This window comes from Sedimenticola hydrogenitrophicus (assembly GCF_029017505.1).
In the GTDB taxonomy this organism is placed as follows: Bacteria; Pseudomonadota; Gammaproteobacteria; order Chromatiales; family Chromatiaceae; genus Sedimenticola; species Sedimenticola hydrogenitrophicus_A.
Map to the genome: position 1 here is coordinate 22,414 of NZ_JAQGEI010000037.1, position 24,483 is coordinate 46,896.

The 24,483-nt window shown below is 61.1% G+C and carries 17 protein-coding genes and 1 tRNA gene; 8 read left to right on the forward strand and 10 right to left on the reverse strand.

Features of this window, described 5'->3' with window-relative positions; genetic code table 11:
* The first annotated feature begins 185 nt into the window (after positions 1-185).
* Both O9K64_RS19290 and O9K64_RS19295 read left to right on the forward strand, forming a co-directional pair.
* Entirely contained in the window at positions 186-947 is a 762-nt protein-coding gene (locus tag O9K64_RS19290) for an NRDE family protein (protein ID WP_275099736.1), read from the forward strand.
* Positions 948-1,128: 181 nt separating this feature from the next.
* A complete protein-coding gene (locus tag O9K64_RS19295) occupies positions 1,129-1,494 on the forward strand; it encodes a hypothetical protein (RefSeq protein WP_275099737.1) in 366 nt (121 codons plus the stop codon).
* 54 nt (positions 1,495-1,548) lie between these two features.
* On the opposite strand, the gene asnS is transcribed toward O9K64_RS19295, so the two are convergent.
* From asnS to O9K64_RS19310, 3 genes are all read right to left on the reverse strand, one after another.
* On the reverse strand, positions 1,549-2,946 hold the full coding sequence (gene asnS, locus O9K64_RS19300; protein WP_275099739.1) for an asparagine--tRNA ligase: 1,398 nt from the start codon (positions 2,944-2,946) through the stop codon (positions 1,549-1,551).
* Positions 2,947-3,096: 150 nt separating this feature from the next.
* Positions 3,097-3,825 (reverse strand): hypothetical protein, encoded by a 729-nt coding sequence (locus O9K64_RS19305; RefSeq protein WP_275099740.1) that lies wholly within the window; start codon positions 3,823-3,825, stop codon positions 3,097-3,099.
* 77 nt (positions 3,826-3,902) lie between these two features.
* A complete protein-coding gene (locus O9K64_RS19310; protein ID WP_275099741.1) occupies positions 3,903-4,853 on the reverse strand; it encodes a chemotaxis protein in 951 nt (316 codons plus the stop codon).
* A gap of 364 nt (positions 4,854-5,217) precedes the next feature.
* On the opposite strand from O9K64_RS19310, the gene O9K64_RS19315 reads away from it, so the two are divergent.
* The 4 genes from O9K64_RS19315 to O9K64_RS19330 all read left to right on the forward strand — a co-directional run bounded on the left by O9K64_RS19315 (position 5,218) and on the right by O9K64_RS19330 (position 11,380).
* The gene (locus O9K64_RS19315; protein ID WP_275099742.1) at positions 5,218-7,014 is read left to right on the forward strand and encodes a hypothetical protein; all 1,797 of its coding nucleotides are present in this window, start codon (positions 5,218-5,220) and stop codon (positions 7,012-7,014) included.
* A 125-nt stretch (positions 7,015-7,139) separates the two neighbouring features.
* The gene (locus O9K64_RS19320) at positions 7,140-8,096 is read left to right on the forward strand and encodes an acetoin utilization protein AcuC (protein ID WP_275099743.1); all 957 of its coding nucleotides are present in this window, start codon (positions 7,140-7,142) and stop codon (positions 8,094-8,096) included.
* A gap of 157 nt (positions 8,097-8,253) precedes the next feature.
* On the forward strand, positions 8,254-9,750 hold the full coding sequence (locus tag O9K64_RS19325) for a glycogen synthase (protein ID WP_275099744.1): 1,497 nt from the start codon (positions 8,254-8,256) through the stop codon (positions 9,748-9,750).
* Positions 9,751-9,928: 178 nt separating this feature from the next.
* Positions 9,929-11,380, forward strand: coding sequence for an NAD-dependent succinate-semialdehyde dehydrogenase (locus O9K64_RS19330; RefSeq protein WP_275099745.1), 1,452 nt, complete (start codon positions 9,929-9,931; stop codon positions 11,378-11,380).
* A 25-nt stretch (positions 11,381-11,405) separates the two neighbouring features.
* Here the strand turns inward: O9K64_RS19330 and O9K64_RS19335 are convergent, their stop codons facing one another.
* From O9K64_RS19335 to pcnB, 6 genes are all read right to left on the reverse strand, one after another.
* Positions 11,406-13,139 carry a mechanosensitive ion channel family protein gene (locus tag O9K64_RS19335; protein ID WP_275099746.1) on the reverse strand — a complete coding sequence of 578 codons (1,734 nt, stop codon included), beginning with the start codon at positions 13,137-13,139 and terminating at the stop codon, positions 11,406-11,408.
* Positions 13,140-13,522: 383 nt separating this feature from the next.
* On the reverse strand, positions 13,523-14,374 hold the full coding sequence (gene panC / locus O9K64_RS19340) for a pantoate--beta-alanine ligase (protein WP_275099747.1): 852 nt from the start codon (positions 14,372-14,374) through the stop codon (positions 13,523-13,525).
* A complete protein-coding gene (panB, locus tag O9K64_RS19345; protein WP_275099748.1) occupies positions 14,371-15,168 on the reverse strand; it encodes a 3-methyl-2-oxobutanoate hydroxymethyltransferase in 798 nt (265 codons plus the stop codon). Before panB ends, panC begins: the two co-directional genes overlap by 4 nt.
* Positions 15,169-15,294: 126 nt before the next feature.
* Positions 15,295-15,954 (reverse strand): deoxynucleoside kinase, encoded by a 660-nt coding sequence (locus O9K64_RS19350; RefSeq protein ID WP_275099749.1) that lies wholly within the window; start codon positions 15,952-15,954, stop codon positions 15,295-15,297.
* A complete protein-coding gene (gene folK, locus O9K64_RS19355; protein ID WP_305793202.1) occupies positions 15,947-16,450 on the reverse strand; it encodes a 2-amino-4-hydroxy-6-hydroxymethyldihydropteridine diphosphokinase in 504 nt (167 codons plus the stop codon). The genes O9K64_RS19350 and folK overlap by 8 nt, the downstream gene beginning before the upstream one ends.
* A gap of 27 nt (positions 16,451-16,477) precedes the next feature.
* Complete coding sequence (pcnB, locus tag O9K64_RS19360) at positions 16,478-17,791, reverse strand: polynucleotide adenylyltransferase PcnB (RefSeq protein WP_420493184.1); 1,314 nt, start codon at positions 17,789-17,791, stop codon at positions 16,478-16,480.
* A gap of 124 nt (positions 17,792-17,915) precedes the next feature.
* Between pcnB and O9K64_RS19365 the strand changes: the two genes are divergently transcribed.
* A tRNA-Glu gene (locus tag O9K64_RS19365) sits at positions 17,916-17,991 on the forward strand.
* A 299-nt stretch (positions 17,992-18,290) separates the two neighbouring features.
* Here the strand turns inward: O9K64_RS19365 and O9K64_RS19370 are convergent.
* Positions 18,291-20,429, reverse strand: coding sequence for an FAD-dependent oxidoreductase (locus tag O9K64_RS19370; protein ID WP_275099767.1), 2,139 nt, complete (start codon positions 20,427-20,429; stop codon positions 18,291-18,293).
* Positions 20,430-21,500: 1,071 nt separating this feature from the next.
* Between O9K64_RS19370 and O9K64_RS19375 the strand changes: the two genes are divergently transcribed.
* On the forward strand, positions 21,501-24,401 hold the full coding sequence (locus tag O9K64_RS19375; protein ID WP_275099750.1) for a valine--tRNA ligase: 2,901 nt from the start codon (positions 21,501-21,503) through the stop codon (positions 24,399-24,401).
* Positions 24,402-24,483: the final 82 nt, after the last annotated feature.

Here is a 24,483-nt window from a genome sequence, read left to right on the forward strand (position 1 = left end):
CTCGCGCAAGAATAATTCCGTAGTACCGAGGACGTTCCTGGACCCCGCTGGCAAGGCACGCTTTGCAGGCAATGGCCGCTCCCTTGCCAAAAAGCGTAACGCCGCCAGCGGGGTCCAGGGGCGACCGAATACCGGAACTTATTCTTGCGCGGGTCCTTAGTTCCATACCCGATGGGAATGACCACATGTGCACCCTGGTGATCCTGTTTCGCCCCGAACAGCGCTGGCCGCTGCTGCTCGCCGGCAATCGCGACGAGATGCGCGATCGCCCCTCTGCCCCGCCCGGCCGTCACTGGCCGGCACAGCCGGGGGTGGTAGCCGGCCTGGACCATCTGGGCGGCGGCACCTGGTTGGGGATCAACCGGGAGGGGGTGGTGGCCACGGTGATGAACCGGGAGGGCACCCTCGGGCCGGCAGACGGCAAGCGGAGCCGTGGCGACTTGGTACTGCAGGCACTGCGGCATGCCACGGCGAAAAAGGCGTTTCGGGCGCTGCAGTCGATCGACCCCGGGGAGTATCGCGCCTTCAACCTGTTTGTTGGCGACCGGCGGCGCTGTTACTGGCTGCGTAATCGGGACGCCGCGGAGAGCGATCGGCTGGAGGCCTTCCCCATCGAACCGGGACTGCACATGCTCTGCTCCAGGGAGCTGGATGACACCAGCCATCCGCGCATCCAGTTCTGGTTGCCCCTGTTCCGCTCGGCCACGCCGCCGGTGCCGGAACAGCAGGCGTGGGGCGAATGGATAAAGCTGCTCGCCGGCCGCCTGAATACCCCGCTGGCCCATCCCCATGCTGCCATGAACATGGACCTACCCACCGGTTTCGCCACCGTCTCCTGCTCTCTGTTGGCCCTGCCCCGGTCGGCGGGTCGGAAGCGCCCGATCTGGCTCTATGCCGATGGCGCGCCGGATCGGGCGGAGTTTTCGCCGGTGCGGATGACGGAGTGAGCGTGCCGGCCAGCTCGCCCCGGCGACATCCAGAGCAGTTTCATGCTTCCGGAACCCGATGGACGCTTTGCTGTTGATCTAGAGCAACCACCTGTCGATCGATCACCATCCGCGCCCAACCCGGATAAATCGCAACTATAGTTAAAAAAAGAGACGAAGATCGATCCCCGAGGACGTGGATGTGGACCCGACAGACAGCTCGCTGATACAGGTTATCGCCCGATACTATTCGCCCTTTGCGCTGCCGCGCCAGGTTCCCGGAAGGCACGCCAGCCGGGTGGAGCGGGTGCGCATTCGTCACGTCAACCTGCTGCAGGTCCGCCCCTTTATGCGGCGTTATATCTTCCGATCCGGCCAACTGGTCGTGGGCTGCTTCGTCGCCTCGCTGCTGTTCGCCAGCCTGCTACCGTTCCCACCCCTGGCCATCGCCGCCAGCATCGGTGTCATTGTCGCGGTCCTGCACACGGTCCTGCTGATCTTCCTGCAGCAATGGGCCAATGATATCGCCGCCCGGGAGGGGCAGAAAACCGACAAGACCGAGCATTAGGAGACATTCCTCACATCATCCTCGTGTCCGACATCGGGTTCAGGCCGCCAGCGGTTAGAACGGCGCGTGTTTGGGTGTCCGGGGAAACGGGATGGCATCGCGGATGTTCTCCATGCCGGTCACATAGTTGACCACCCGTTCAAAGCCCATGCCGAAACCGGCATGGGGCACCGTGCCGTAGCGGCGCAGATCCCGGTACCACTCCATATCCCCCTGGATACCGAGCTGGGCAATCCGCCGGTCCAGCACCTCCAGGCGCTCCTCGCGCTGACTGCCGCCGATGATCTCGCCGATGCCCGGGACCAGCACATCCATGGCCGCCACCGTCTTCTCGTCGTCATTGAGGCGCATGTAGAACGCCTTGATGGCAACCGGGTAGTTCATCAGGATCACCGGCCGGCCGACATGCCGCTCCGCCAGGTACTGCTCATGTTCCGACTGCAGATCCAGTCCCCATTCGAGGGGGAACTCGAATGCCTGTCCGCTGTTGCACAGGATGTCGATGGCGTCGCTATACTCCATGTACTCAAAATCGCTCTGCACCACCGACTCAAGCCGTTCTATGGCCTGCGGATCGATGCGTTGGGCGAAGAAGGTCATGTCATCCTGGCGCTCATCCAGCACCGACTGGAAGATGTATTTGAGGAAATCCTCAGCCAGTCGGGCGTTGTCGTGCAGATCGGCGAAGGCGACCTCCGGCTCCACCATCCAGAACTCCGCCAGGTGCCGGCTGGTATTGGAATTCTCCGCGCGGAAGGTGGGGCCGAAGGTGTAGACCTTGCTCAGCGCCAGGGCATAGGCCTCGGCATTGAGCTGACCGGAGACGGTCAGAAACGCCTCGCGGCCGAAGAAATCCCGCTCGAAATCGACCGCACCGCCCGCGCCTCTCGGCAGATTGTTCAGATCCAGGGTGCTGACCCGAAACAGCTCGCCCGCCCCCTCACAGTCACTGGCGGTGATAATGGGGGTGTTGACCCAGTGGTATCCCCGTTCATGGAAGTAGCGATGGATGGCGTTGGCCAGCGTCGTGCGCACCCGGGAGATGGCGCCGAAGGCGTTGGTGCGGGGCCGCAGATGGGCCACCTGGCGCAGGTATTCGAAGGTGTGGCGCTTCTTGGCCACGGGGTAGGTATCGGGGTCGTCCACCCAACCGACGACGGACAGGGCGGTGGCCTGGATCTCCAGGGCCTGTCCCTTGCCGGCCGACTCGCTGAGCACGCCGCTGATCTCGACGGCGCAGCCGGTGGTGATCTTCAGGACCTCGCCGGTGTAATTCGGCAAGCTGCTGGGCACCACCGCCTGGATGGCATCGAAACAGGAGCCGTCGTAGACATTGACGAAGGAGATGCCGGCCTTGGAGTCACGCCGCGAGCGCACCCAGCCGCGCACGGTCACGTCGCTGCCGATGGCTGTGCTACCGGCAAGCAGGGATTTGATATTGCGATTATCCATTGTCATCATCCGCATGATCTGGGTGAAGTCGTGTTGAGTTTTTACGCATCCCGCAGATGGGGATTTCAGGATTATACACGGAGGGTTGGCGAGGGTCAGCGAGGGGCGTCCATGGAACATCCGGGGCGTCGCGGGGCGGCGCAGCGGCGCTCAGGCATCCTGCCGCGCAGCCGAAGCTGCCGGTTGCCCGCCCGGCAGACGCTGCTCGTCGATCGCCAGAAGCAGCGCCTTGGACTCATTGCGCAACTGCGTGGCCAACGGGGTACCTCTTGGTCGGGTGACAAGAAAGGAGTCCAACGCACGCGCCGCCCGGGTGGCATTCGGCCACTCCCCCTTGCGGGCATATTCCAACGCCACCCCGGTGAAATAACGACTGGCGGCCGAGAGCTGAAAATCTATGATTTTCTGTTGCAATGCGGTTCGCTCCGCGGCCGATACGCGCCCCAGGGTCCGGCCATTGAGCAGGCCGTAAATCTCGTTCAGGCCTACCACATAGCGGTTAAACGAATCAACCGAGGTGATGGCGGCGCTATTGACCGAGGTGGCGCCCTCCGGCTCGCTCCGGGCCCGCTCTTCCGCCTGCATGACCTGCCGGCTGATTCCGGGTTGGCGGGGAAAAATCTGCCGAATCGTGATGTAGCGGGCGAGCAGTTCGTTACGCAGCAGCTTCCCCAGGCCGCTGGGCAGACCACCGCCCCGGGCCTTGTCCAGTGCCTCCTCGATCTGTTGTATACCGATCATCAGGCGTTGTACCGCAAGACGCTTGGCGGCCATATACTGTTCATACTTCTGTGCCAGACTGCCGACCAGTAACAGCACAAACAGCAGTCCACCAATCGCTATGAACAGGCGCAGATGATCGGGAAGCAAATCCAACATCGGCGTAACGCCCACTGAGTCGTATCGATCAAAAACAGTAACGATGCGCGGGCGGATATCCGGCCGTCATCATCCTGTTAAGACTTGTTGAGAATTTCCTGCAGCTTGGCCGCCAGCTCGGCCGGCTCGAATTTCGGCACATAGGCGTCGGCACCCACGCCCCGCCCCAACTCCTGATTGGCATCGGCGGAAAGCGAGGAGTGCATGATGACCGGTATGTCCGCCATTCGAGGATCCTGCTTGATGTTCTTGGTCAGGACATAGCCGTCCATTTCCGGCATCTCCACGTCGGTGAGAATCACCTGTATGTAGTCACTGACCTTGCGGCCCGCGGCCTCGGCCCGGTCGGCCAGGTCTTTGATCTTCTCCCACGCCTCGGCGCCGTTGGATGCGCTCAGGTGCTTGACACCGATATGGTTCAGGGTCCTGACGATCTGATCCCGGGCCACCGCGGAATCATCCGCAAACAGCACCGTCACGTCATCCCGGGCGATCTTCTCGATGCCTTCAAACAGCTCCTCGCCCTCGCCGAAGCCCGAGGTCTTGGCCAATACCATCTCCACATCCATGATCATGACGATGCGCTTGTCGGCCAGCTCGGTCACCGCCGTGACCAGTCCGCCATGCCGCTGGGCCATCATATTGGGCGGGACCTTCACGTCCTCCCAGGCGAGCCGCACGATATTGTCCACCGAGTGCACCAGAAAGCCCTGCACGTTCTTGTTGTATTCGGTCACGATCAGGATACTGGGTTTCTCCTCGGAATTGACACCGCAGAATTTCGGCAGGTTGATAATCGGGATCATGTTGCCGCGCAGGCTCACCATGCCCTCCACCGAGGCTGGCATATCCGGTGCCCGGGTGATCTCCGGGATGTGCATCACTTCCCGCACCTTGAAGACATTGACTCCGAAAGTCTCCTCTCTTCCAGTGACCGTGTCGCGCCCCAGGCTGAACAACAGCACCTCCAGCCGATTGGTGCCTGCCAGTTGTGTGCGACTGTCTACAGAATCAATGAAATTTGCCATTACTTACCGCCGATCAATGGGTTGAAGTGCTTTGCTTAGTCGTGCCTAAAAGGCCCCTGGTTTTAAATCCAGATGGTTAACATAGCGGCCGCACGGCGGATTGCTTTAGTTGAATCTATTTCACCCCAACTGTATTGCTTAACTCGTTGTTTTTACTCATAAATAACCAAGGTAATCCCCCGATTTTGCAGCTGACCCACCGGGCCGGCCGTGCCCGCCAGCGGCGCCCACGAGGCGCCCGATAACTGACACGGCAGGGGGATTTTGCGAACCAATGCGTTAAATTTTAACCTTGAATTGCCGCTATCTGGTTATCCTATGTATAAAGGAGACCACCGTAGGCGATTAGCCGGTCAGGACAACCATGGAACTATCTGCGCAGCAAGCAGCACTGCTGGAGAAATACGACCGTCAGGACGTGTTGGGGCTGATCCGTCTGGTCGATCAGCTCAAGAGCGCCCCTGACTATATGGCGACCTATCGGCGGCTGCTCGCGAAGGGCAAATTGTCATCCTCCTCGGTCAAGCAGGAGCAGCTGGCGGCCGCTCTGATCAGCGAACTGGAGGGTATCCTCAGGTCTAGCCCCGAGCGATCCATCCAGGCCAACTATTTCGAGATCGGCGAACAGCTCAAGAAAAAATTTGGCGAAGAGACCGCCAATATCTACCTGGCGTCGAAAATGCCGGACGATTTCCTCACCGCCATCCGCCAGAATCCGGAACATGGCGACAGCAAGAAACTCTCCGACGATCTGGTGGATGAGTACAAGAACGCCCTCATCCGCATCGAGAAAGGTCGTCGAACCATCTCTGAACTGCTACAACCCTACAGCAATTTTCCGCTGAAAAACGCTACTATCCTCAATACCCAGTTCAACACCCTGCACAACCAGCTGCGGTCGAATTACAAGTATCTTTCGGTCAAACCCTACCTGATGAAGGTCGTCCAGCTGATGCTGGGGGAAGTGCATAGCCCGGAGAACAGCCCGGCGGTGGAACCGGAACCGACGGAATTCAACCTGTTCCGGCACTACAAGTCGAGCGGCATCGAACCCACGCTGGCCACCCAGGTCTCGCTGCATCTGGCGTTCATGAACCTGATGAAGTACATCAAAAAGCACCAACTGCTGGCGGATGAGGAGTACACGAAAATCGCCAGCCAGGTCACTTATGTGCTGCAATACAAGGGTTCCGAGAGCCTGTCGCCAAAGGCCCGCAAGGTATTCGACGAGCTGCTGGAACAGATCAACAGGGATGAACCGGCCATTCTCCGGAAACTGGCCGCCACCTTTGTCGATGAATACCTCTGCGCCGAGGAGCAGATGCGCATCCGCCATCGGATGATCGAATCCGAACTGGCCTTCACCAACGAATTCCTGAAACAGGTTGCCCCCACCGCCGACAAGCTCTCGGAGGAGCATGGGGCCAAGGTCAAGATCGCCCTGGAGAAGCTGGTCTGCCTGAAGGAGGTGTTCGAACTCTCCACCCGGCAGATGCAGAATGCGGCCACCAAGCCGTTCGCCGAACTGGAGCGTGCCGCCCTCAGCATCTCCACCGCCCTGAGCCCGACCCAGCTGGCCAGCTGGATCAAGATCTATTCCATCCTCTTTTCCAATGCCACCCTGTTGTCACACAGCCGGGCCATCATGACCAAGGAGCGTGAAATCGAACTGGAAAAGATGCGCGGCCTGATTTCCGATCTCACCACCTACCACCTGATCCAGAATATCGCCCAACTGAAGGTGGTGGTGGATCGCTCCATCCTGGTTCCCGATGACGAGAAAGTCTCCCAATTCAAACAGTTCAGTGACGTCCTGAAAATAAAACTGCAGGGTCTGATGGACCATGACAAACAGAAGGAGAAGTCGCTGCGGGAGATGATCGATGAACTGGTGTTCCTGAAGAACGAGTCGACCCAGTTCGTCATTGCCGAGACCTTTGCCGGATTCCAGGATATCGTCGACGCCTTCAACTCCGGCGTCAGCGACTACTTCGTACGCGACAAAGAGGCGCTGCTGAAGGAGTCGCGCGCCCTGTATAACGAAATCTGCAATCAGTGTCTCAAGGGGGTCATCAAGCGCCCGATGCAGTTGCGACCTCATAAAGGTCACACGCCCGCGGTGGAGCGGAAACGCTCCTGGCTCGGCCGCCTCTTCTCCTAGCGATGCGCCGATGCCTGTGATCAGCGACAGCATTCCTCGCACCGGGCCGGCGACGGTTGCACGCCAGCCCGCGTGCCGCGCACTACCGGCCGCTTCTTCATCAACCGCCCTGCGAACGTGCCGCCATGTATATCTATGCCGGTGAAGCACTTGCGCGCTATGGCTTCGGTGAGGGCCACCCGCTGGGGCCCGATCGCTTCAATGCCTTCTGGCAGGCCTTCCAGCGCTCGGACCTGGTCAAGCGCTCCACCATAAAGATGCCGGTGCAGGGAACCGCCGAAGATGCACAGCTGTTCCATAGCGCCGAATATGTACGCCGCGTACGCCTGCTGTCCGAGCTGGGCGTGGGCATGCTGGACCTGGATACCCCCGTATTCCCCGGGATATATGAAACCGCCCTGGTGGTGGTCGGCACGGTACTGGATGCGGTGAACGAAATCGTGCAGGGTCATACGACGGAGGCGTTCGTGCCCATTGCCGGGCTGCATCATGCCAGCCGCACCGCCTCGGCCGGGTTCTGCGTATTCAACGACTGTGGGGTTGCCATCGAGGCGCTGCGCAGGCGGCACCGGATCCACCGGATACTCTATATCGATATCGACGCCCACCATGCCGACGGTGTCTTTTATGCCTTTGAGCAGGACCCCGACCTGCTGTTCATCGATGTGCATGAGGATGGCCGCTACCTCTATCCGGGTACCGGCAGTGCGAACGAATGCGGCAGCGGCGCGGCGCGCGGCTCCAAACTGAACATCCCCCTGCCGCCCGGTGCGACGGACGAGCTGTTTTTCAGCTACTGGCCGAAAATCGCCGGGTTCATGGAACGCCAGCGACCCGAATTCATCCTTCTGCAGTGTGGTGCCGACAGTCTGGCCGGTGATCCGATCACCCATCTGCAGTTCAGTGACCAGGTGCATTACCAGACGGCGAAACGCATCCACGACTACGCCCAAGCCACCTGCGGCGGACGGGTCCTGGCCCTGGGTGGCGGCGGCTACAACCGGGCGAATATCGCCAGCGCCTGGCTGCAGACCATTCGCGGCCTGCTACCGGGACAGGGCGCAAATTCGCCCGGCAGTTGAATAATGTATATACTCCGGTACGTTATGATTTTGACCCGGGCACACGATCCGGTCGATAGCCATATTGATACACCATGACTCAGCGGAATGACCATCACATGGGAACCATCCAGAGACGCCCTGCGCGGGTGAGCGGAATGCCGCCGCGTTGAATGTCATGAGTAGCGACCCGTCACTTACCCCCCACCGGATTCTCTTCGCATCGGGCGAGGCAGCAACACTGGCCGGCTGCAGTGATCTGGCCGAGTTCACCACCACCCTGACCACGACACTCGGCACCCTGGGGCATGATATCCGTCTGGTCATGCCGGGTTATGCCGCTGTTCTTTCCCGGGCGGAAAGGCTTGTTCAGGTCTCCAGAATCCGCCTGCCGGGGAGTGGCCGGGAAGCGCGCATACTACAGGGCCGGCTGGACCGGAACGTCCCCCTCTATCTGGTGGATATCCCGGGCCAGTTCGATCAACTGCACCGCCCCGGTCGAGATGAAGCGGACCCGGATGGCCTCGCGCCCGCCCTGAGCGGCGGGCTGTTCAGTCGCGTGGTTTCACTGATGGCGATCAATCAGGCGGGGCTCAGCTGGCAGCCGGAACTGCTGCACTGTAACGGTTGGCAGTCGGCGCTGGCCATTCCCCTGCTGGCGGGTGAATGGAGTCGCCCGGCAACCCTCTATACGCTGCATGACGCCGACCACCAGAGCTTCCCGGGAGAACGGATCAGTGCCCTCTCGCTCCCGGTCGAACTGCTGAAATCCGGTGCCCTGGAGCTCGCGGGCCGCCTCTCGTTCGAAAAGGGGGCGGTACTGATGGCCGACGAGCTGGCACTGCCCAGCCCGGGATATGGCGCCGACCTCCTGGATGATCAATCGACCCATCCGTTGGCGGAGCCGTTGAAAAAACGCGCCGAGCGCCTGAGCGGCATCCCGTCGGGCATCGATTACCGGCGCTGGAATTCGACCACCGATCCCCATATCCAACAACACTATGACAGCTCGTCGTTCGAGCTGAAACGTTTCAACCGCCTGCACCTGCAGGCCGAACGGGAACTCCCGCTGGATGAGCACGGCCTGCTGATCGGCTATCACGCGACCAATCACGGAGCCGCCGAGCATCAGCAGATCGCCGCGCTGCTGGCCGCCATCGATCCCGACCTGCCCCTGCACCTGCTGATTGCCGCCGGAGCAGCAGAACCGCCGCTCGAAGCGCTGCTCGAACTGGCCCGGCAGCGGCCGCATCAGCTCAGCCTGCAGCTGGCGACAGATGAGCCAGGTTGGCACCGGATCCTCGCCGCCAGCGACTGCCTGCTGTTGCCCGCCCGGCACTACCCCTCGGCATACCAGGCGCAGTGTGGCCTGGCCTACGGGACGGTGCCCATTGCCCACGCCACAGCCTCGATGCGGGAGACCGTGACAGATGCCACGCCGGCCAATCTGCTGCATGGCGCCGCCAGCGGTTTTCTCTACCAACCGGCCACCGCCGAACAGTTGGCCGAGGTTATCGCCCGGGTCAGCGCATTCCATGCCAAGCCACCCATCTGGTGGCAGAAGCTGGCCCTGCAGGGCATGTCCCGCAGTTTTCCCGCAAGCGAAACCGCGCAGCACTATCTGCAGCGCTACCGTGCGGCAATTGATCATCCCGCCGCCAGTCTGCTCGCCTGAGCAGCACGCCCCCGCCCACATCGCTGTAGCTTAGGTTGGGGTGAGGGACGAACCCCAACAGACTTATCCGCGTTCATTCGCGGCGCCTATTTTTCCTGAGTACTGTTAAGTTGGATGGGTAATCAGGTAAATTTAAGTTGAACCCACTATCACAACGGAATCAGGGCGGTAATAGCAGATGACAAGCTCCAATCTTCTGAAGAATCAAGCCTATATCAACGGCGAATGGGTGGCGGCCGACAACGGGCGCACCTTTGCCGTAACCAATCCCGCGGACAACAGTGAAATCACCCGGGTACCCGCGCTCGGCGGGGACGAGACCCGGCGCGCCATCGAGCTGGCGGAACATGCCTTCCGCGGCTGGCGCCAGCGCGCCGCCCAGGAGCGCAGCAACCTGCTGCGGCGCTGGTTCGAACTGATCATGGAGAATCAGGAGGCACTGGCCCAACTGCTGAGTCTGGAACAGGGCAAGCCGCTGGCGGAAAGTCGCGGCGAGATCGCCTATGGAGCCAGTTTTATCGAGTGGTTTGCCGAAGAGGCCAAACGGGTCTATGGTGATGTGATCCCCGCCCCCGCCGCCGACCGGCGCTTCGTGGTGATCAAACAGCCGATCGGCGTGGTGGCCGCGATCACCCCGTGGAATTTCCCCAACGCCATGATCACCCGCAAATGCGCCCCGGCCATGGCGGCCGGCTGCACGGTGGTGATCAAACCGGCACCGGACACGCCGCTCTCCGCCCTGGCATTGGCGGCACTGGCCGACGAGGCCGGGATACCGCCGGGGGTGTTCAACGTCCTGCCCACCGATGATGCGGCAGCCGTGGGCGCCGAGCTGACCGGAAACCCTCTGGTACGCAAGCTCTCGTTCACCGGCTCCACCGCGGTCGGCAAGCTGCTCATGGCCCAGTGTGCCGGTACGGTTAAAAAGGTATCACTCGAATTGGGCGGCAACGCGCCCTTCCTGGTATTCGATGACGCTGATATCGATGCCGCCGTGGCCGGTGCGCTGGCCTCCAAATACCGCAATAGCGGCCAGACCTGCGTCTGTACCAATCGCTTCCTGATCCAGGACAGCATCTATGATGAGTTCGCGGAAAAGCTGGCCAAGGCGGTCGAGGCACTGCAGGTTGGACCGGCACTGACCAGCGATACCCAGCAGGGCCCGCTGATCAATCAGGCGGCGGTGGACAAGGTGCAGCGGCATGTGGACGACGCCATGGCCAAGGGCGCCAGACTGATTACCGGCGGACAACCCCATGCCCTTGGCGGTACCTTCTATCAGCCGACCATCCTGGCCGACATCACCCGCAACATGCGCATCGCCAGCGAAGAGACCTTTGGACCGGTCGCCCCGCTGTTCAGATTCAAAACCGAGCAGGAGGCGATCGAACTGGCCAACGACACGCCGTTCGGACTGGCCGCCTACTTCTATGCCCGCGACATCGGCCGCGTCTGGCGGGTGGCGGAGGCCCTGGAGAGCGGCATGATCGGTATCAACGAGGGTATCATCTCCACCGCGGTGGCGCCGTTCGGCGGCGTCAAGGAGTCCGGCATCGGCCGCGAGGGCTCGCACTACGGCATGGAGGAGTTCATCGAGGTGAAGTACCTCTGCATGGGTGGCCTGGGGTAAATCCGCGAACCGATGCAGCTGGGAGTCAGACCGGCGGAAATGTGACTGGCGGCGGCTTGACACCGATCCCGGTGGACTCGGCAACCACGGCAACCGCCTCCTGGCGGCCCAGGTCGAAGGCGCAGGTCTGCGCCAGCGGCTGCCCGGTTTGGGGCGCGGTCTCTTCCGAACGCATATACAGTGTCTGGGTGGGAAACGCGAACTCGACACCCAGCCGTTTCGCCAGGCGCAGGATATCCAACATAAAGCGATGGCGTTCGCGCAACTCAGTGTTCCATTCCGGGGTCTCCCAGAACACATAGAGCAGCACATTCAGCGACGAGGCGGCGAACTCGTTAAGATAGACCTGGTAGTAGTCCTTGCGCATATAGGGGTGCTGGCGAATCAGCTCACGCACCCCTTCACAGAAGGCCTCGATCCGGTCCGGCGGCGTATCGTAGGTAAGCGAGAGTTTGCAGGAGAGGCGGCGATAGCGCCGTTCCCCCATATTGTCGACATCGGCGGTGATGAATTTTGAATTGGGCACCGTCACCAGCGAGTTGTAGAAGGTGCGGATCCGGGTACTCCTGAAACCGATGCGCTCCACCGATCCCTCCACCCCACCGATGATAATCCAGTCCCCCACGCTGAAGGTGCGGTCCATCAGCACGGTGACGGAACCGAACAGGTTCTGCACCATGTCTTTGGCCGCCAGTGCAAAGGCCAGACCGCCCAGTCCCAGGCCGGCCAGCAGGCTCGATACATCCACATTGACGTTGTCGGCAATGAACACGAAGCCGATCACCGTGACAAAGATCTTCAGGCTGCGCGGAATCAGCGGGACCAGGGCGTCGTCCAGTTTGCTTTCGGTGAGGGACGCCCGGCGCAGCAGATAGATCGCGACGATATCGACCAGCCGGTAGGCGGCCCAGACACCCGACAGGCTGGCGAGAAACTTGACCGCCAGCAGCAGCACCAGCAGGGACTCCTCACCCAATCCGAGCAGAGTGATACCGATCCACCAGATGACCGCCATCAGCATCAGGCCGAGCGGGCGCAGCACCTGATCCGACAGCGCCCTGAACTCACTGCTGCCGCTGCGCCTCTTCCAATGGCGCACCAGGCTTCGCAACACCAGGGAGAGCAGTTTATCGGCGACCACACCCAGCAGGATGATGATGAAGATCCCGAGCCACTGCCAGTTTTCCAGCAGAAAATCCTTCTGCTTGAAACGCTCGGGGATCTGCTGCCGCAGGCGCAGATTCCAGGGCAGATACTCGGTATCGGTCCCGTTGATCCGCTTCGCCTGCGACAGTTCATCCAGTATCAGCGGCAGCCGTTGGATACCCTCACGTGCGAACAGCCAGCGTCCGTCTTCCATGCGGCCAATGCGGATGCTACCGTTTTCGTAGCGGGCAAACAGGTAGGGGTCACCGGTACGGGCGGCCGGGATCTTGCGGGTGTCGACCAACCGGGTCCGGTCCATCACCTCCAGCAGCATCCAGGCGAGGTCGCGGCCTCGCTCACGACGAACCAGCGGACTGATGGCGGACAGGTCGAGGGTGGTGACCGCATCGTCGATGCGCTGCGGCTCTCCCCGCTTGATATCGTTCATGGCATGGAGAAAGGTCTCCATGGTGGCGCGTGGGGAGATGAGGGTCTCTGGCGGTGGCTCCGTCCTGGTTTCCGTGTCGCCCTGAACCGGGCCGTTTTCCTGACCCAGGACCGCAGGGGAAAGGCTCGACAACAGCAATAGCATTGGCAACAACAGACGCCACATGATAAACCGGCTCCTTTAATTCCGCTCACACAAACAGGGGTGAAGTCTACCTGTCCGGACCGAGGGTGTCTAAAAAACGGCAGCGGGGTGAGTGAGGTGATCGGGCAGAACGTCTAGGAGCCTGTCGGATTTAACACTGACCTACTGCGGAAAAGCCGAATTTGGCCATATTTTCCGATCTTTCCCGTTAAATAGGTCCACTATTCCATCCTTAGGTCCGTAAACGGTGCATCCCTGCACCACTGCTCGCCTCGAAAGATCAAAAAATCTGGCTCATTCAATCGCCGGGAGCGATTGAAGTGCAAACCCGAAGGGGTGAAGCACAGGGATGTGCGGAACAAATCGGCTTTCCCTCGCTACGGTCGGTCAAACCCGACAAGCTCCTAGTCAAGGGTCAACTGGATGTTGTCGATCAGCCGCGCCTTGCCCAGGTGGGCGGCCGCCAGGATCACCAGGGATTTGTCACCGGGCCCGGGTTCGGCCAGGTCGGTGGCGCGGCGAATGGCATAGTAGTCGGGCTTGAAGCCTTCCGCCTCCAACCGGCTCAGCGCCTGGCGCTCCAGCGCGGCAAAATCGAGCTTGCCCTGTTTGATGCCGGCCACGGTCTGTTGCAGTTGCCGGTAGAGCGCGGGGGCAATACTGCGCTCCGTGTCGCTCAGATAACCGTTTCGGGAGCTGCGTGCCAGGCCGTCCACCTCGCGCACCGTCGGCAGGCCATGGATGGTCACCGGGATCACCAGATCCTCGACCATCCGGCGGATCACCAGCAGCTGCTGATAATCCTTTTCACCGAACAGTGCCAGGTCGGGCTGGACCATGTTGAACAGCTTGCAGACCACGGTGGCGACGCCGACAAAGTGTCCCGGACGCGAAGCACCGCAGAACAGCCCGGACAAGTCGGGCACCTCGATCCGGGTCTGCTCCGACCGGGGCCGCTTGTACACCTCGTCCACCGGCGGGGTGAACAGCAGGTCCGTCGCCACCGCACTGAGCTTGTCGGAGTCATCGATCAAGGTACGCGGATAGGCGGCGAAATCCTCACCCTCGCCAAACTGCAGCGGATTGACGAAGATGGAGACCACCACCCGGTCCGCCAGCGAGCGCGCCTTCCTTACCAGATCCAGATGACCTTCATGCAGGTTGCCCATGGTGGGCACCAACGCCACCCGTTCGCCGGCCGCCCGCCAACGGGAGATGGTGTGGCGGAGATCGGCAACCGTTTCAACGGTAATCATTTAAAGCTGTGCTCCTCACCGGGGAAGCTACCGTCCTTGACCGCCTTGACATAACCACCGATCGCCTCGGCAATCGAGTGCGCATCCTGCAGGAAATTTTTCACGAAACGGGGCGCCTGACGCGGCGTAATACCGAGCATGTCATACAGCACCAGCACCTGACCATCGCAGTCCGGACCGGCACCAATGCCGATCACCGGGATCACCAGCGCCTCACTGATCTCCCGCGCCAGCCCGCTGGGAATACACTCCAGCACCAGCATCTGGGCACCGGCCGCCTCCAGCGCCAGGGCGTCCTCTTTCATGATGCGCGCGGACTCGTCGTCCCGTCCCTGCACCCGGTAACCGCCCAGTTTATGCACCGACTGCGGCAGCAGGCCCAGATGGGCGCAGACCGGAATACCATTGGCGGTCAACTGCCGCACCGTCTCCAGTTGAGTGGCACCGCCTTCCAGCTTGACCATGTGGGCGCCGCCATCCTTCATCAGCCGCCCGGCGGTCCCCAATGCCTGCTCGGCCGAGCTGTAGCTCATGAACGGCATATCGGCGATCAACAGCGCCTTGCGGCGGCCGCGGGCTACGCACTGGGTATGATAGACCATCTCTTCCACATCCACCGGCAGCGTGCTCTCCTGCCCCTGAATCACCATCCCGAGCGAATCACCGACCAGGATCACCTCCACGCCCGCGTCTTCGATCAGGCTGGTGAAACTGGCATCATAACTGGTCAAAACAGCAATCTTTTCATGCTGTTGTTTCATCTGTATCAGTGTTGCGGTTGTCACATGGGACATGATTGTTTTACCCCGTTTTCTCTCTTTCCACTGTTTCCAGGAGTCTGTCGGACTTAACGCCAATCTACTGCGGGAATGCCCGACAGACTCCCAGGAATCGGATAACCCGCATTGTGCGGCGCAATATTACAACAAGAGTGGTGCCGGATTGAAATAATGTTTACCGCTGCGCACGCTGCAGATCTGTTGCAGCAGCAACTGATAATCGCGCTCCCGCTCGATGGGATTGATCTCGGCCGCATTAATAATCAGCAAGGGGGACTTATCATAATGGTAGAAGAAATCGGTATAGGCGTCGCTCAGCCGCTTCAGATAAGCGGCCTCCATGCGCCGCTCCTGGGGGCGGCCGCGCTTCTGAATCCGCGCCAGCAGCACCTCGACCGGCGCCTGGAGATAGACCACCAGATCCGGCGCGGGCGCCTCCATCGAGAGTCGCTCGTAAACCTGTTCATACAGGTCCAGTTCCTGCGCATCCAGGTTGATCCCGGCAAACAGCCGGTCTTTTTCCAGCATATAGTCCGCCACCAGGGCGCGCCGGAACAGATCCTGCTGACGCAGCCCGGTCAGTTGCCGGCTGCGTTGAAACAGGAAAAACAGCTGGGTCGGAAAGGCGGCCTCCCTGCCATCATTGTAGAAACGCTCCAGAAACGGGTTCTCCTCCACCGCTTCCAGCAGGGTTTCGGCGGCAAAGCTCTGCGCCAGACGCTTCACCAGGCTGGTCTTGCCGACGCCGATGGGTCCCTCCACCACGATGTAGCCAGGCGGTGTGGCGACTGTGTCAGGCATAACGTTTCAGACCATCCTTCGGGCAATTGGCCACCAGTATCGCCAGCGGGCCCAGCCCCGGTAACTCCAGCTCAGGCGCGATCTCCTGCAGTGGATAGAGTACGAACGCCCGTTCAGGCAAACCGGGATGGGGCACGCTCAGCGCCTCGTCGCTAATGATCCGATCACCATAAACCAGCAGATCCAGATCCAGTGTACGGGCACCCCAGCGCACCCCGCGGGTACGCCCCTGAGCCCGCTCGATGCGCTGCAGTTCGGCCAGCAGATCATGGGGTGCGAGCGTGGTATCGAGGGCCGCCACGGCATTGATATAGTCAGGCTGATCTGCCGGCCCCAGGGGGGGACTGAGATAGAGGCTGGAGCATTGCCGCAGCACGCTTTCCGGCAGCCGCTTCAGTGCGGCGCAGGCGTTGCGGATCTGCACCACCGGCTCCGCCAGGTTACTGCCCAGCCCGATATAGGCCGTGACCACGGGCTTGTCTGCATGTGCCTGCATCGTACGTAGCTCTGGATAGTCCCGGGGCTAGCCCTGGCCGGCCGGCTTGGAGGGGCGTCTGCGCCGGCGCCGGCGCCGCTGGGGTTTCTCACCACCGCCGTTCGCCTGGCGGACCATCTGGTTGCGCTCCTCGCCATCCTGCTCCTGGAAACCGGTCCACCAGTCTGCCAGCTCCTGATCGACCTCGCCCGCTTCCGCGCGCAGCAGGAGAAAATCGTAGGCGGCGCGAAAACGGGGATGGGTCAGCAGGCGATGGGGGCGCTTGCCCGCGCGTTGTTCGAAGCGGTGCTGAAGATTCCAGATTTCCCGCATCGGGATACTGAACCGTTTGGGTATCGACACCCGCTCCAGTTGGGTCATGAGGACATCATTGCCCGCCTCCTGGATCGCCGGCAGGGGTGCTTCGCCGGCCTCCTGGAGGTGTTCCGCCAGCCGCCGCACCGGTTCCCACAGCAGCACCGCAAACAGGAAGGCGGGGGTTACCGGCTTGCCCTCGCGGATCCGGCTGTCGGTATTCTGCATCCCCCGGGTGACAAAGGTGATGGGGAATTCATGGTCTTCATGCGCCAGGCACTCCTCGGTCTCCGGGAACAGTTCACCAAACAGGCCGTAGTGGCGCAGCTTTTCAAAGCTGTGCAGCGCAACGCCCGCCATGAACAGCTTCAGTACCTCCTCAAACAGGCGTGCCGCCGGCACACTCTGGAGCAGGGATCCCAGTTCAAGCAGGGGCTTTTCACAGGCCGGATTGATGATGAAACCGAGCTTGGCGGCAAACCGCACGGCCCGCAGCATGCGCACCGGATCCTCGCGGTAACGGGTCTCGGGGTCACCCAGCAGCCGCAGCACACCCGCGCGCAAATCCTCCATGCCACCGGCATAATCCACCACCGAGAAGTCTTCTATATTGTAATAGAGGGCATTGATGGTGAAATCACGCCGCACGGCGTCCTCTTCGATGGTGCCGTAGATGTTGTCCCGCACCAGCATCCCGTTTTCGGTCTCCCGGTCTCCCGGTTCGGCGGCATCCTGCATGCTGCGGAAGGTGGCGACCTCGATGATCTCCCGGCCGAAGTGAACATGGGCCAGGCGGAACCGGCGCCCGATCAGGCGGCAGTTACGAAACACCTCCTTGACCTGTTCCGGCGTGGCATCGGTGGCGACGTCGAAATCCTTGGGCTCACGGCCCAACAGCAGATCACGCACGCCACCGCCCACCAGGTAGGATTGAAACCCGGCCGCCTTCAGGCGATAGAGCACCTTGGTGGCATGGTCGCTGATATTCGCCCTGGAGATATTGTGTTCGGGGCGGGGAATGATTTGCAGGGTAGCTATGTTAATTATTCCTTATGCACTTCAAAAAGATTGCGGCGCCCAGAGTGTACAGAATCACGCAACTAAAAAAAATGGTCATTACGACTTGAGCCAAAACAAACTGTGGGTATAATACGCCACGCCCGAGTGCACTGCTCCCTTCGTCTAGTGGCCTAGGACTCCGCCCTCTCACGGCGGCAACAGGGGTTCGAGTCCCCTAGGGAGTACCAAATACGTGAGAAAACAAAGGGTTGACAGGAAACTGCCAACCCTTTGTTTTGTCCAGGGGTAACTACTCACGCGGTCTGTAAGTGATTGGCCTGCCTTGCCGGCCTCGCACGATGGCTTGTTTCCCCGAATCCGGCCCCCTTTTCAGCGCCTGCCCAAACTCGCTTCGCTCAAACAAGGGCAGGCTTTAATCTGAAAAAGGGGCCGGATTCGAGGCGCCATCAAGATCGGCCAACAAGGCAGGCCAATCACCCCCCGAGTAGGTACGTCCAGGGATGGCCGGTAGCGGCTTTGCCCCCACTCACTCTCCGCGCCGCCAGGCGTGGAATCGTTCGACCCAACGCAGCACCCGCTCCGGGGCATGGGCCCGCTTCCAGTTGCCCGCGGCGTACTTGTTGGCCTCGGTCCAGGTGGGATAGATGTGGATGGTGCCGAGGATCTTGTTCAGTCCCAGGCGGTAGCGCATGGCGGTGACAAACTCGGCGATCAGGTCGCCGGCATGTTCACCAGCAATAGTGGCGCCCAGGATCTGGTCCTTGCCCGGCACGGTCAGCACCTTGACGAAACCGTGCGCCTCGCCGTCGGCGATGGCCCGGTCCAGGTCATCCAGGCCGTAGGTGGTCACCTCATAAGCGACCCCCTGCTCTTTCGCTTCCAGCTCATTCAGCCCCACCCGCGCCACTTCCGGATCGGTAAAGGTGGCAAAGGGGATCACCGAGTAATCCACCTTGAACTTGCGAAACAGGCCGAACAGGGCATTGACCGCGGCATACCACGCCTGATGGGCCGCAACATGGGTGAACTGATAGGGCCCGGTCACATCACCGCAGACATAGATGTTGGGGAAATTGGTTTGCAGGAACTCGTTGGCCTCCACCGTGCGGCGTTCGCTGATGCGCACCCCCAGCTCCTCCAGGCCGAAGCCGCCGGTATTGGCCAGTCGGCCCACCGCCACCAGCACCCGGTCGAAGGGGACCGGGACGGCCTCGCCCCGGTACTCGGCCGTCAGGACCCCCTGGCCATCCACGATTTCAAACGATTTGGCGGTATGGCCTGCCAGGACATCGATCCCTTCCGCCTGGAATTGTGCCGTCACCCGCGCCGCCACATCTTCATCCTCACGGATCAACAGCCGCGGCGCCATCTCCACAATGGTCACTCGGGAACCAAAACGGGCAAAGCACTGGGCCAGTTCACAGCCGATCGGACCGCCCCCCAGCACCAGCAACCGGCCAGGCAGTTCACGCAACTCCCAGAGGTTATCCGAGGTGAGATAATCGATCCGCTCCAGACCGGGGATCGGTGGCACAAACGGGCGTGCCCCGGTGGCGACGATAATATTCCGCGTGGTCAGGGTCTGTCCGTTCACCTCGACCTCATAAGGGGAGCGGATCATCGCCTCCCCCTCGATCACCTCCACACCCAATCCGCTGTAGCGCTCCACCGAGTCATGGGGCTCCACCGTTTCGATCACCCGCCGCACCCGCTCCATGATCTGCGAAAAATCGAACTCCGCGCTGGCCGATTTGAACCCGAACTCCGCCGCGCGTCGCGTCTGTGCCAGAAAACGGGCCGAGCGGATCAGCGCCTTGGAGGGGACACAGCCGGTATTCAGGCAATCGCCACCCATCTTGTGCTTTTCGATCAGGGTCACCTTGGCCTTGACCGCCGCCGCGATATAGGCCGACACCAGGCCGCCGGAGCCGGCGCCGATGACCACCAGGTTGCGGTCAAACCGGGCGGGTTTCGGGTAGGCCTTGAGCGCCTTGCGCGCCTTGAGGGCGTCGAGCGTCTTGTGGGCGATGAGGGGAAACAGCCCCAGCAAGACAAAAGAGGAGATCAGGCCCGGTGACAAAATGCCGGAGAGCGACTCGAGCTGGCCCAACTGGGTGCCGGCATTGACATAGACCAGGGTCCCCAGCAGCATGCCCAGCTGGCTGACCCAGGCGAAGGTGAGGGTCTTAAGGGTGGTGAGCCCCATCGCCAGGTTGATGACGAAAAAGGGGAACAGCGGCACCAGGCGCAGTCCGAACAGATAGAAGGCCCCGTCCTTCTCGATGCCCGCGTTGATCGCCTTCAACTTGTCGCCGAAGCGGTTCTGCACCAGGTCACGCAACAGGAAGCGCGAGATTAGGAAAGCCAGGGTGGCGCCCAGGGTGGAGGCGAAGGAGACCAACACGGTGCCCCAGAACAACCCGAAGATGGCCCCCACCCCCAGGGTCATCACCGTGGCGCCCGGCAGGGAGAGCGCCGTCACCAGCACATAGATCACGAACATGACCGCTGCGGTCTGTAAAGGATGGGCCTGGCGGTAGTCCTGCAGCGCCGCCTGCTGCGATTTCAGATAATCGAGACTGAGGTACTGCCCCAGATCAAAAATAAAAAACAGGCTGATCGCCAGCGCCAGCACGATCAGTGTCACTATCCGTTTGCGGTTCATCTTACTCCCCTGGGTCATTAACGTTTCTTATGGCTATTGACCGCACTACGACTCTTTTTCTTTCGGTCCGCCCAATCTTAACCGATATTCTTACGGCGCTGCCTTATGAAAATCAGCCGCGAGGAGTGGTACAGGGATGTACCGTTTACGGACCTAAGGATGGAATGAACGCGAATAAACCCAAATACCGATTAATCTTCATTATTTGGGGCTCTTCCGCGGAATTCGTGAGTACGGAGAGAAGACATTTTCTCTCGCCAAGAACGCCAAGAGCGCAAAGACTGCACGTATCGGGATGTAACTCAAGTTTCGGAGTTCTCAAGGCGTCGTCCAGGGCGGGCTACCCCCTTGCCGGGATCGTCGGAGGCAGGAGGAGTGGTACAGGGATGTACCGTTTACGGAGCCGAGGATGCCATGCCGACGCCGAGCGTACAGGGATGTATTCACAGCGTGTCCCGGCAAGGGGGTGGTCCGCCCGGCGTCTGGGACCGAACTCCGAAACTTAAAATGTAAGCAATGAGGTCAGTTTTCCTTGACGTTCCTGGCGTCTTGGCGAGAGTCCATTTGCCATCTGCCAGCCGGAGGCGCTCGACCCGCGCATAGGTCAAACCTGACAAGTCCCGGTTGGGCCGGGGGATTGCCCCGGGGGTCCACCCTACGCCTCGAAAATCCACTATTCGCGTTTAGTCGCATTCATTCGCGGCCAGCACACCGCCCAGCCCAAGATTGTCAGCAAGAAGAAAGTTAACTACTCACGGGGTGATTGGCCTGCCTTGTTGGCCGATCTTGATGGCGCCTCGAATCCGGTCCCTTTTTCAGATTCAAGCCTGCCCTTGTTTGAGCGAAGCGAGTTTGGGCAGGCGCTGAAAATGGGGCCGGATTCGAGGAGACAAGCCATCGTGTGAGGCCGGCAAGGCAGGCCAATCACTCACAGATCGTGTGAATAGTTACGGAGCAAGAATAATTCTCCCGGAACGGGGGGATAAATATGCAATTCAACCGCTTCGCTTGCGTTATAATGCCCCGCTTTATCCCCGACGATTAACCCGAACCAAGACAGCCTGACGATCCATGGAAAAGACCTACGACCCCCACAGCCTGGAAAAGCGTTGGTATCAGACCTGGGAGGAGCGCGGTTATTTCGCCCCTTCCGCTGCCGCCGACAGCCAGCAACCCTACTGCATCATGATCCCACCGCCCAATGTCACCGGCAGCCTGCACATGGGTCACGCCTTCCAGGACACCATCATGGACGCCCTGACCCGTTATCACCGCATGAAGGGTGACAAGACCTTGTGGCAGGCCGGGTCCGACCATGCCGGTATCGCCACCCAGATGGTGGTGGAGCGGCTGATCAATGCTGAGGGGAAGACGCGGCACGACTATGGTCGCGAGCGGTTCCTGGAGAAGGTGTGGGAGTGGAAGGCCCAGTCCGGCGGCACCATCACCAACCAGCTGCGGCGCATGGGCGCCTCGCTGGATTGGGAGAACGAGCGCTTCACCATGGACGAGGGCCTCTCGGATGCGGTCAAGGAGGTGTTCGTTCGGCTGTTCGAGGAGGGATTGATCTATCGCGGCAAGCGGCTGGTCAACTGGGACCCGAAGCTGCACACCGCGGTCTCCGACCTGGAGGTGCTGTCGGAGGAGGAGAACGGCTTCCTCTGGCACATGCGCTACCCGCTGAGTAACGGCCAGGGTCACCTGGTGGTGGCCACCACCCGCCCCGAGACCATGCTGGGCGACTGCGCGGTGGCGGTGCATCCGGGTGACGAGCGCTACAAGCACCTGCTGGGCGAGTTCGTGGAGCTGCCCCTGACCGGCCGGCGCATCCCCATCATCGCCGACGACTATGTCGACCCGGAGTTCGGTACCGGCTGCGTCAAGATCACCCCGGCCCACGACTTCAACGACTACCAGGTGTGGCTGAGGCACCGGGACGAGAAGGCGATTGCCGAGCAGCTCCACGGCGGCCTGATAAATATATTCACGCCTGACGCGGCAATTAAGGACAACCCCTTAGACGACTTTACCTTTGGTCACAAAGCAATAGACGAGGGTGGCTCACAGCTTGCGGATGAGGAAAAAGTAGGTCCTGCAACTGTCACAGTTATACCTAAAGATTACCAAGGGTTAGATCGCTACGAAGCCCGCAAGAAGATCGTAGCCGATCTGGAGTCCCAGGGACTGCTGGAGAAGATTGACGACCACAAGCTGATGGTGCCGCGCGGCGACCGCTCCGGCGCGGTGATCGAACCGTTTTTGACCGACCAGTGGTACGTCAAGGTGGCGCCGCTGGCCAAGCCGGCCATCGAGGCGGTGGAGAACGGCAGCATCCGCTTTGTGCCGGACAACTGGAAGAACACCTATTTCGAGTGGATGCGCAACATCGAGGACTGGTGTATCAGCCGCCAGATCTGGTGGGGTCACCGCATCCCCGCCTGGTACGATGACGAGGGCAATGTCTACGTCGGCCGCTCCGAGGCCGAGGTGCGCGCCAAGCACCAGTTGGCGGAGGAGTACCCCCTGACCCAGGACGAGGATGTGCTGGACACCTGGTTCAGCTCCGCCCTGTGGCCCTTCTCCACCCTGGGCTGGCCGGAGCAGACCGAGCGGGTCCAGACCTTCTACCCCACCAGCGTGCTGGTGACCGGCTTCGACATCATCTTCTTCTGGGTCGCCCGCATGATCATGATGGGCATCAAGTTCATGGGTGATGTGCCGTTCAAGGAGGTCTACGTGCACGGCCTGGTACGCGACAGCCACGGCGACAAGATGTCCAAGTCCAAGGGTAACGTGCTGGACCCGATCGACCTGATCGACGGCATCGACCTGGAGTCCCTGGTCGGCAAGCGCACCAGCGGCATGATGCAGCCACAGCTGGCGAGGAAGATCGAACAGGCCACGCGCAAGGAGTTCCCCGACGGAATCCCCAGCTTCGGCACCGACGCCCTGCGCTTCACCTTCGCCTCCCAGGCCACCACCGGCCGCGATATCAAGTTCGACATGGGCCGTATCGAGGGTTACCGCAACTTCTGCAACAAGCTGTGGAACGCCGCCCGCTATGTGCTGATGAACACCGAGGGGCAGGACTGCGGCCAGTCCGGGGGCGAGCTGGAGCTGAGCATGGCGGACCGCTGGATCCTCGCCCGCCTGGACTCCACCATCGGCACGGTCATCGAGGCGACCGATGGCTACCGTTTTGATCACGCCGCCAAGGCGATCTACGAGTTCACCTGGAACGAATACTGCGACTGGTATCTGGAGCTCTCCAAACCAGTGCTGACCGGTGACGGTAGCAGCAAGGCCGCCCGACGCGGCACCCGTCGCACCCTGGTCACCGTGTTGGAAACCCTGTTACGCCTGGCCCATCCGATCATGCCCTACATCACCGAGGAGATCTGGCAGCGGGTCGCCCCACTGGCGGGCCGTAGCGGTGAGACGATCATGACCCAGCCGTACCCGGTGCGCGACGATGCCCTGACAGACCCGGCGGCGGTAGCGGAGATGGAGTGGGTGATGCAGTTCATCCTCGGCATCCGCAAGATCAAGGGCGAGATGAACATCGCCCCCAGCAAGCCGCTGCCGGTGCTGCTGCAGAATGCCGGCGCGGAGGATCAGGCGCGCCTGACGCGCAACCGCCACTACCTGGACTTCCTGGCGCGGCTCGAATCGGCCACCCTGCTGGGCAGTGACGAAGAGGCCCCGGAATCGGCCATGGCCCTGGTGGGTGGCATGAAACTGCTGATCCCGATGGCCGGCCTGATCGACAAGGCGGCCGAACTGGGTCGCCTGCACAAGGAGATCGGCAAACTGAAGGAGAATATTACCCGTATCGAAGGCAAGCTGAACAATCCGAAGTTTGTTGATAAGGCACCCGACGCCGTGGTACAGAAGGAGCGCGACAAGCTGGCTGACGAGATCGCCGCGCTGGAAAAGCTGGAGCACCAACTGGCCAGGATCCAGGCGCTGTAATTAACCAGGCAGGTGTGCCGATAGAATTGCACATCAGCCGGCGACCACTACAATTTATACACCGTATGAGCCTTTAAGAAGC

Excerpts from the sequence above, each read along its gene's own strand:
- O9K64_RS19290 (WP_275099736.1), top strand. The coding sequence starts at position 186 with ATGTGCACCCTGGTGATCCTGTTTCGCCCCGAACAGCGCTGGCCGCTG.
- asnS (WP_275099739.1), bottom strand. The coding sequence starts at position 2,946 with ATGGATAATCGCAATATCAAATCCCTGCTTGCCGGTAGCACAGCCATC.
- O9K64_RS19305 (WP_275099740.1), bottom strand. The coding sequence starts at position 3,825 with ATGTTGGATTTGCTTCCCGATCATCTGCGCCTGTTCATAGCGATTGGT.
- O9K64_RS19310 (WP_275099741.1), bottom strand. The coding sequence starts at position 4,853 with ATGGCAAATTTCATTGATTCTGTAGACAGTCGCACACAACTGGCAGGC.
- O9K64_RS19315 (WP_275099742.1), top strand. The coding sequence starts at position 5,218 with ATGGAACTATCTGCGCAGCAAGCAGCACTGCTGGAGAAATACGACCGT.
- O9K64_RS19320 (WP_275099743.1), top strand. The coding sequence starts at position 7,140 with ATGTATATCTATGCCGGTGAAGCACTTGCGCGCTATGGCTTCGGTGAG.
- O9K64_RS19325 (WP_275099744.1), top strand. The coding sequence starts at position 8,254 with ATGAGTAGCGACCCGTCACTTACCCCCCACCGGATTCTCTTCGCATCG.
- O9K64_RS19330 (WP_275099745.1), top strand. The coding sequence starts at position 9,929 with ATGACAAGCTCCAATCTTCTGAAGAATCAAGCCTATATCAACGGCGAA.
- O9K64_RS19335 (WP_275099746.1), bottom strand. The coding sequence starts at position 13,139 with ATGTGGCGTCTGTTGTTGCCAATGCTATTGCTGTTGTCGAGCCTTTCC.
- panC (WP_275099747.1), bottom strand. The coding sequence starts at position 14,374 with ATGATTACCGTTGAAACGGTTGCCGATCTCCGCCACACCATCTCCCGT.
- panB (WP_275099748.1), bottom strand. The coding sequence starts at position 15,168 with ATGTCCCATGTGACAACCGCAACACTGATACAGATGAAACAACAGCAT.
- O9K64_RS19350 (WP_275099749.1), bottom strand. The coding sequence starts at position 15,954 with ATGCCTGACACAGTCGCCACACCGCCTGGCTACATCGTGGTGGAGGGA.
- folK (WP_305793202.1), bottom strand. The coding sequence starts at position 16,450 with ATGCAGGCACATGCAGACAAGCCCGTGGTCACGGCCTATATCGGGCTG.
- O9K64_RS19370 (WP_275099767.1), bottom strand. The coding sequence starts at position 20,429 with ATGAACCGCAAACGGATAGTGACACTGATCGTGCTGGCGCTGGCGATC.
- O9K64_RS19375 (WP_275099750.1), top strand. The coding sequence starts at position 21,501 with ATGGAAAAGACCTACGACCCCCACAGCCTGGAAAAGCGTTGGTATCAG.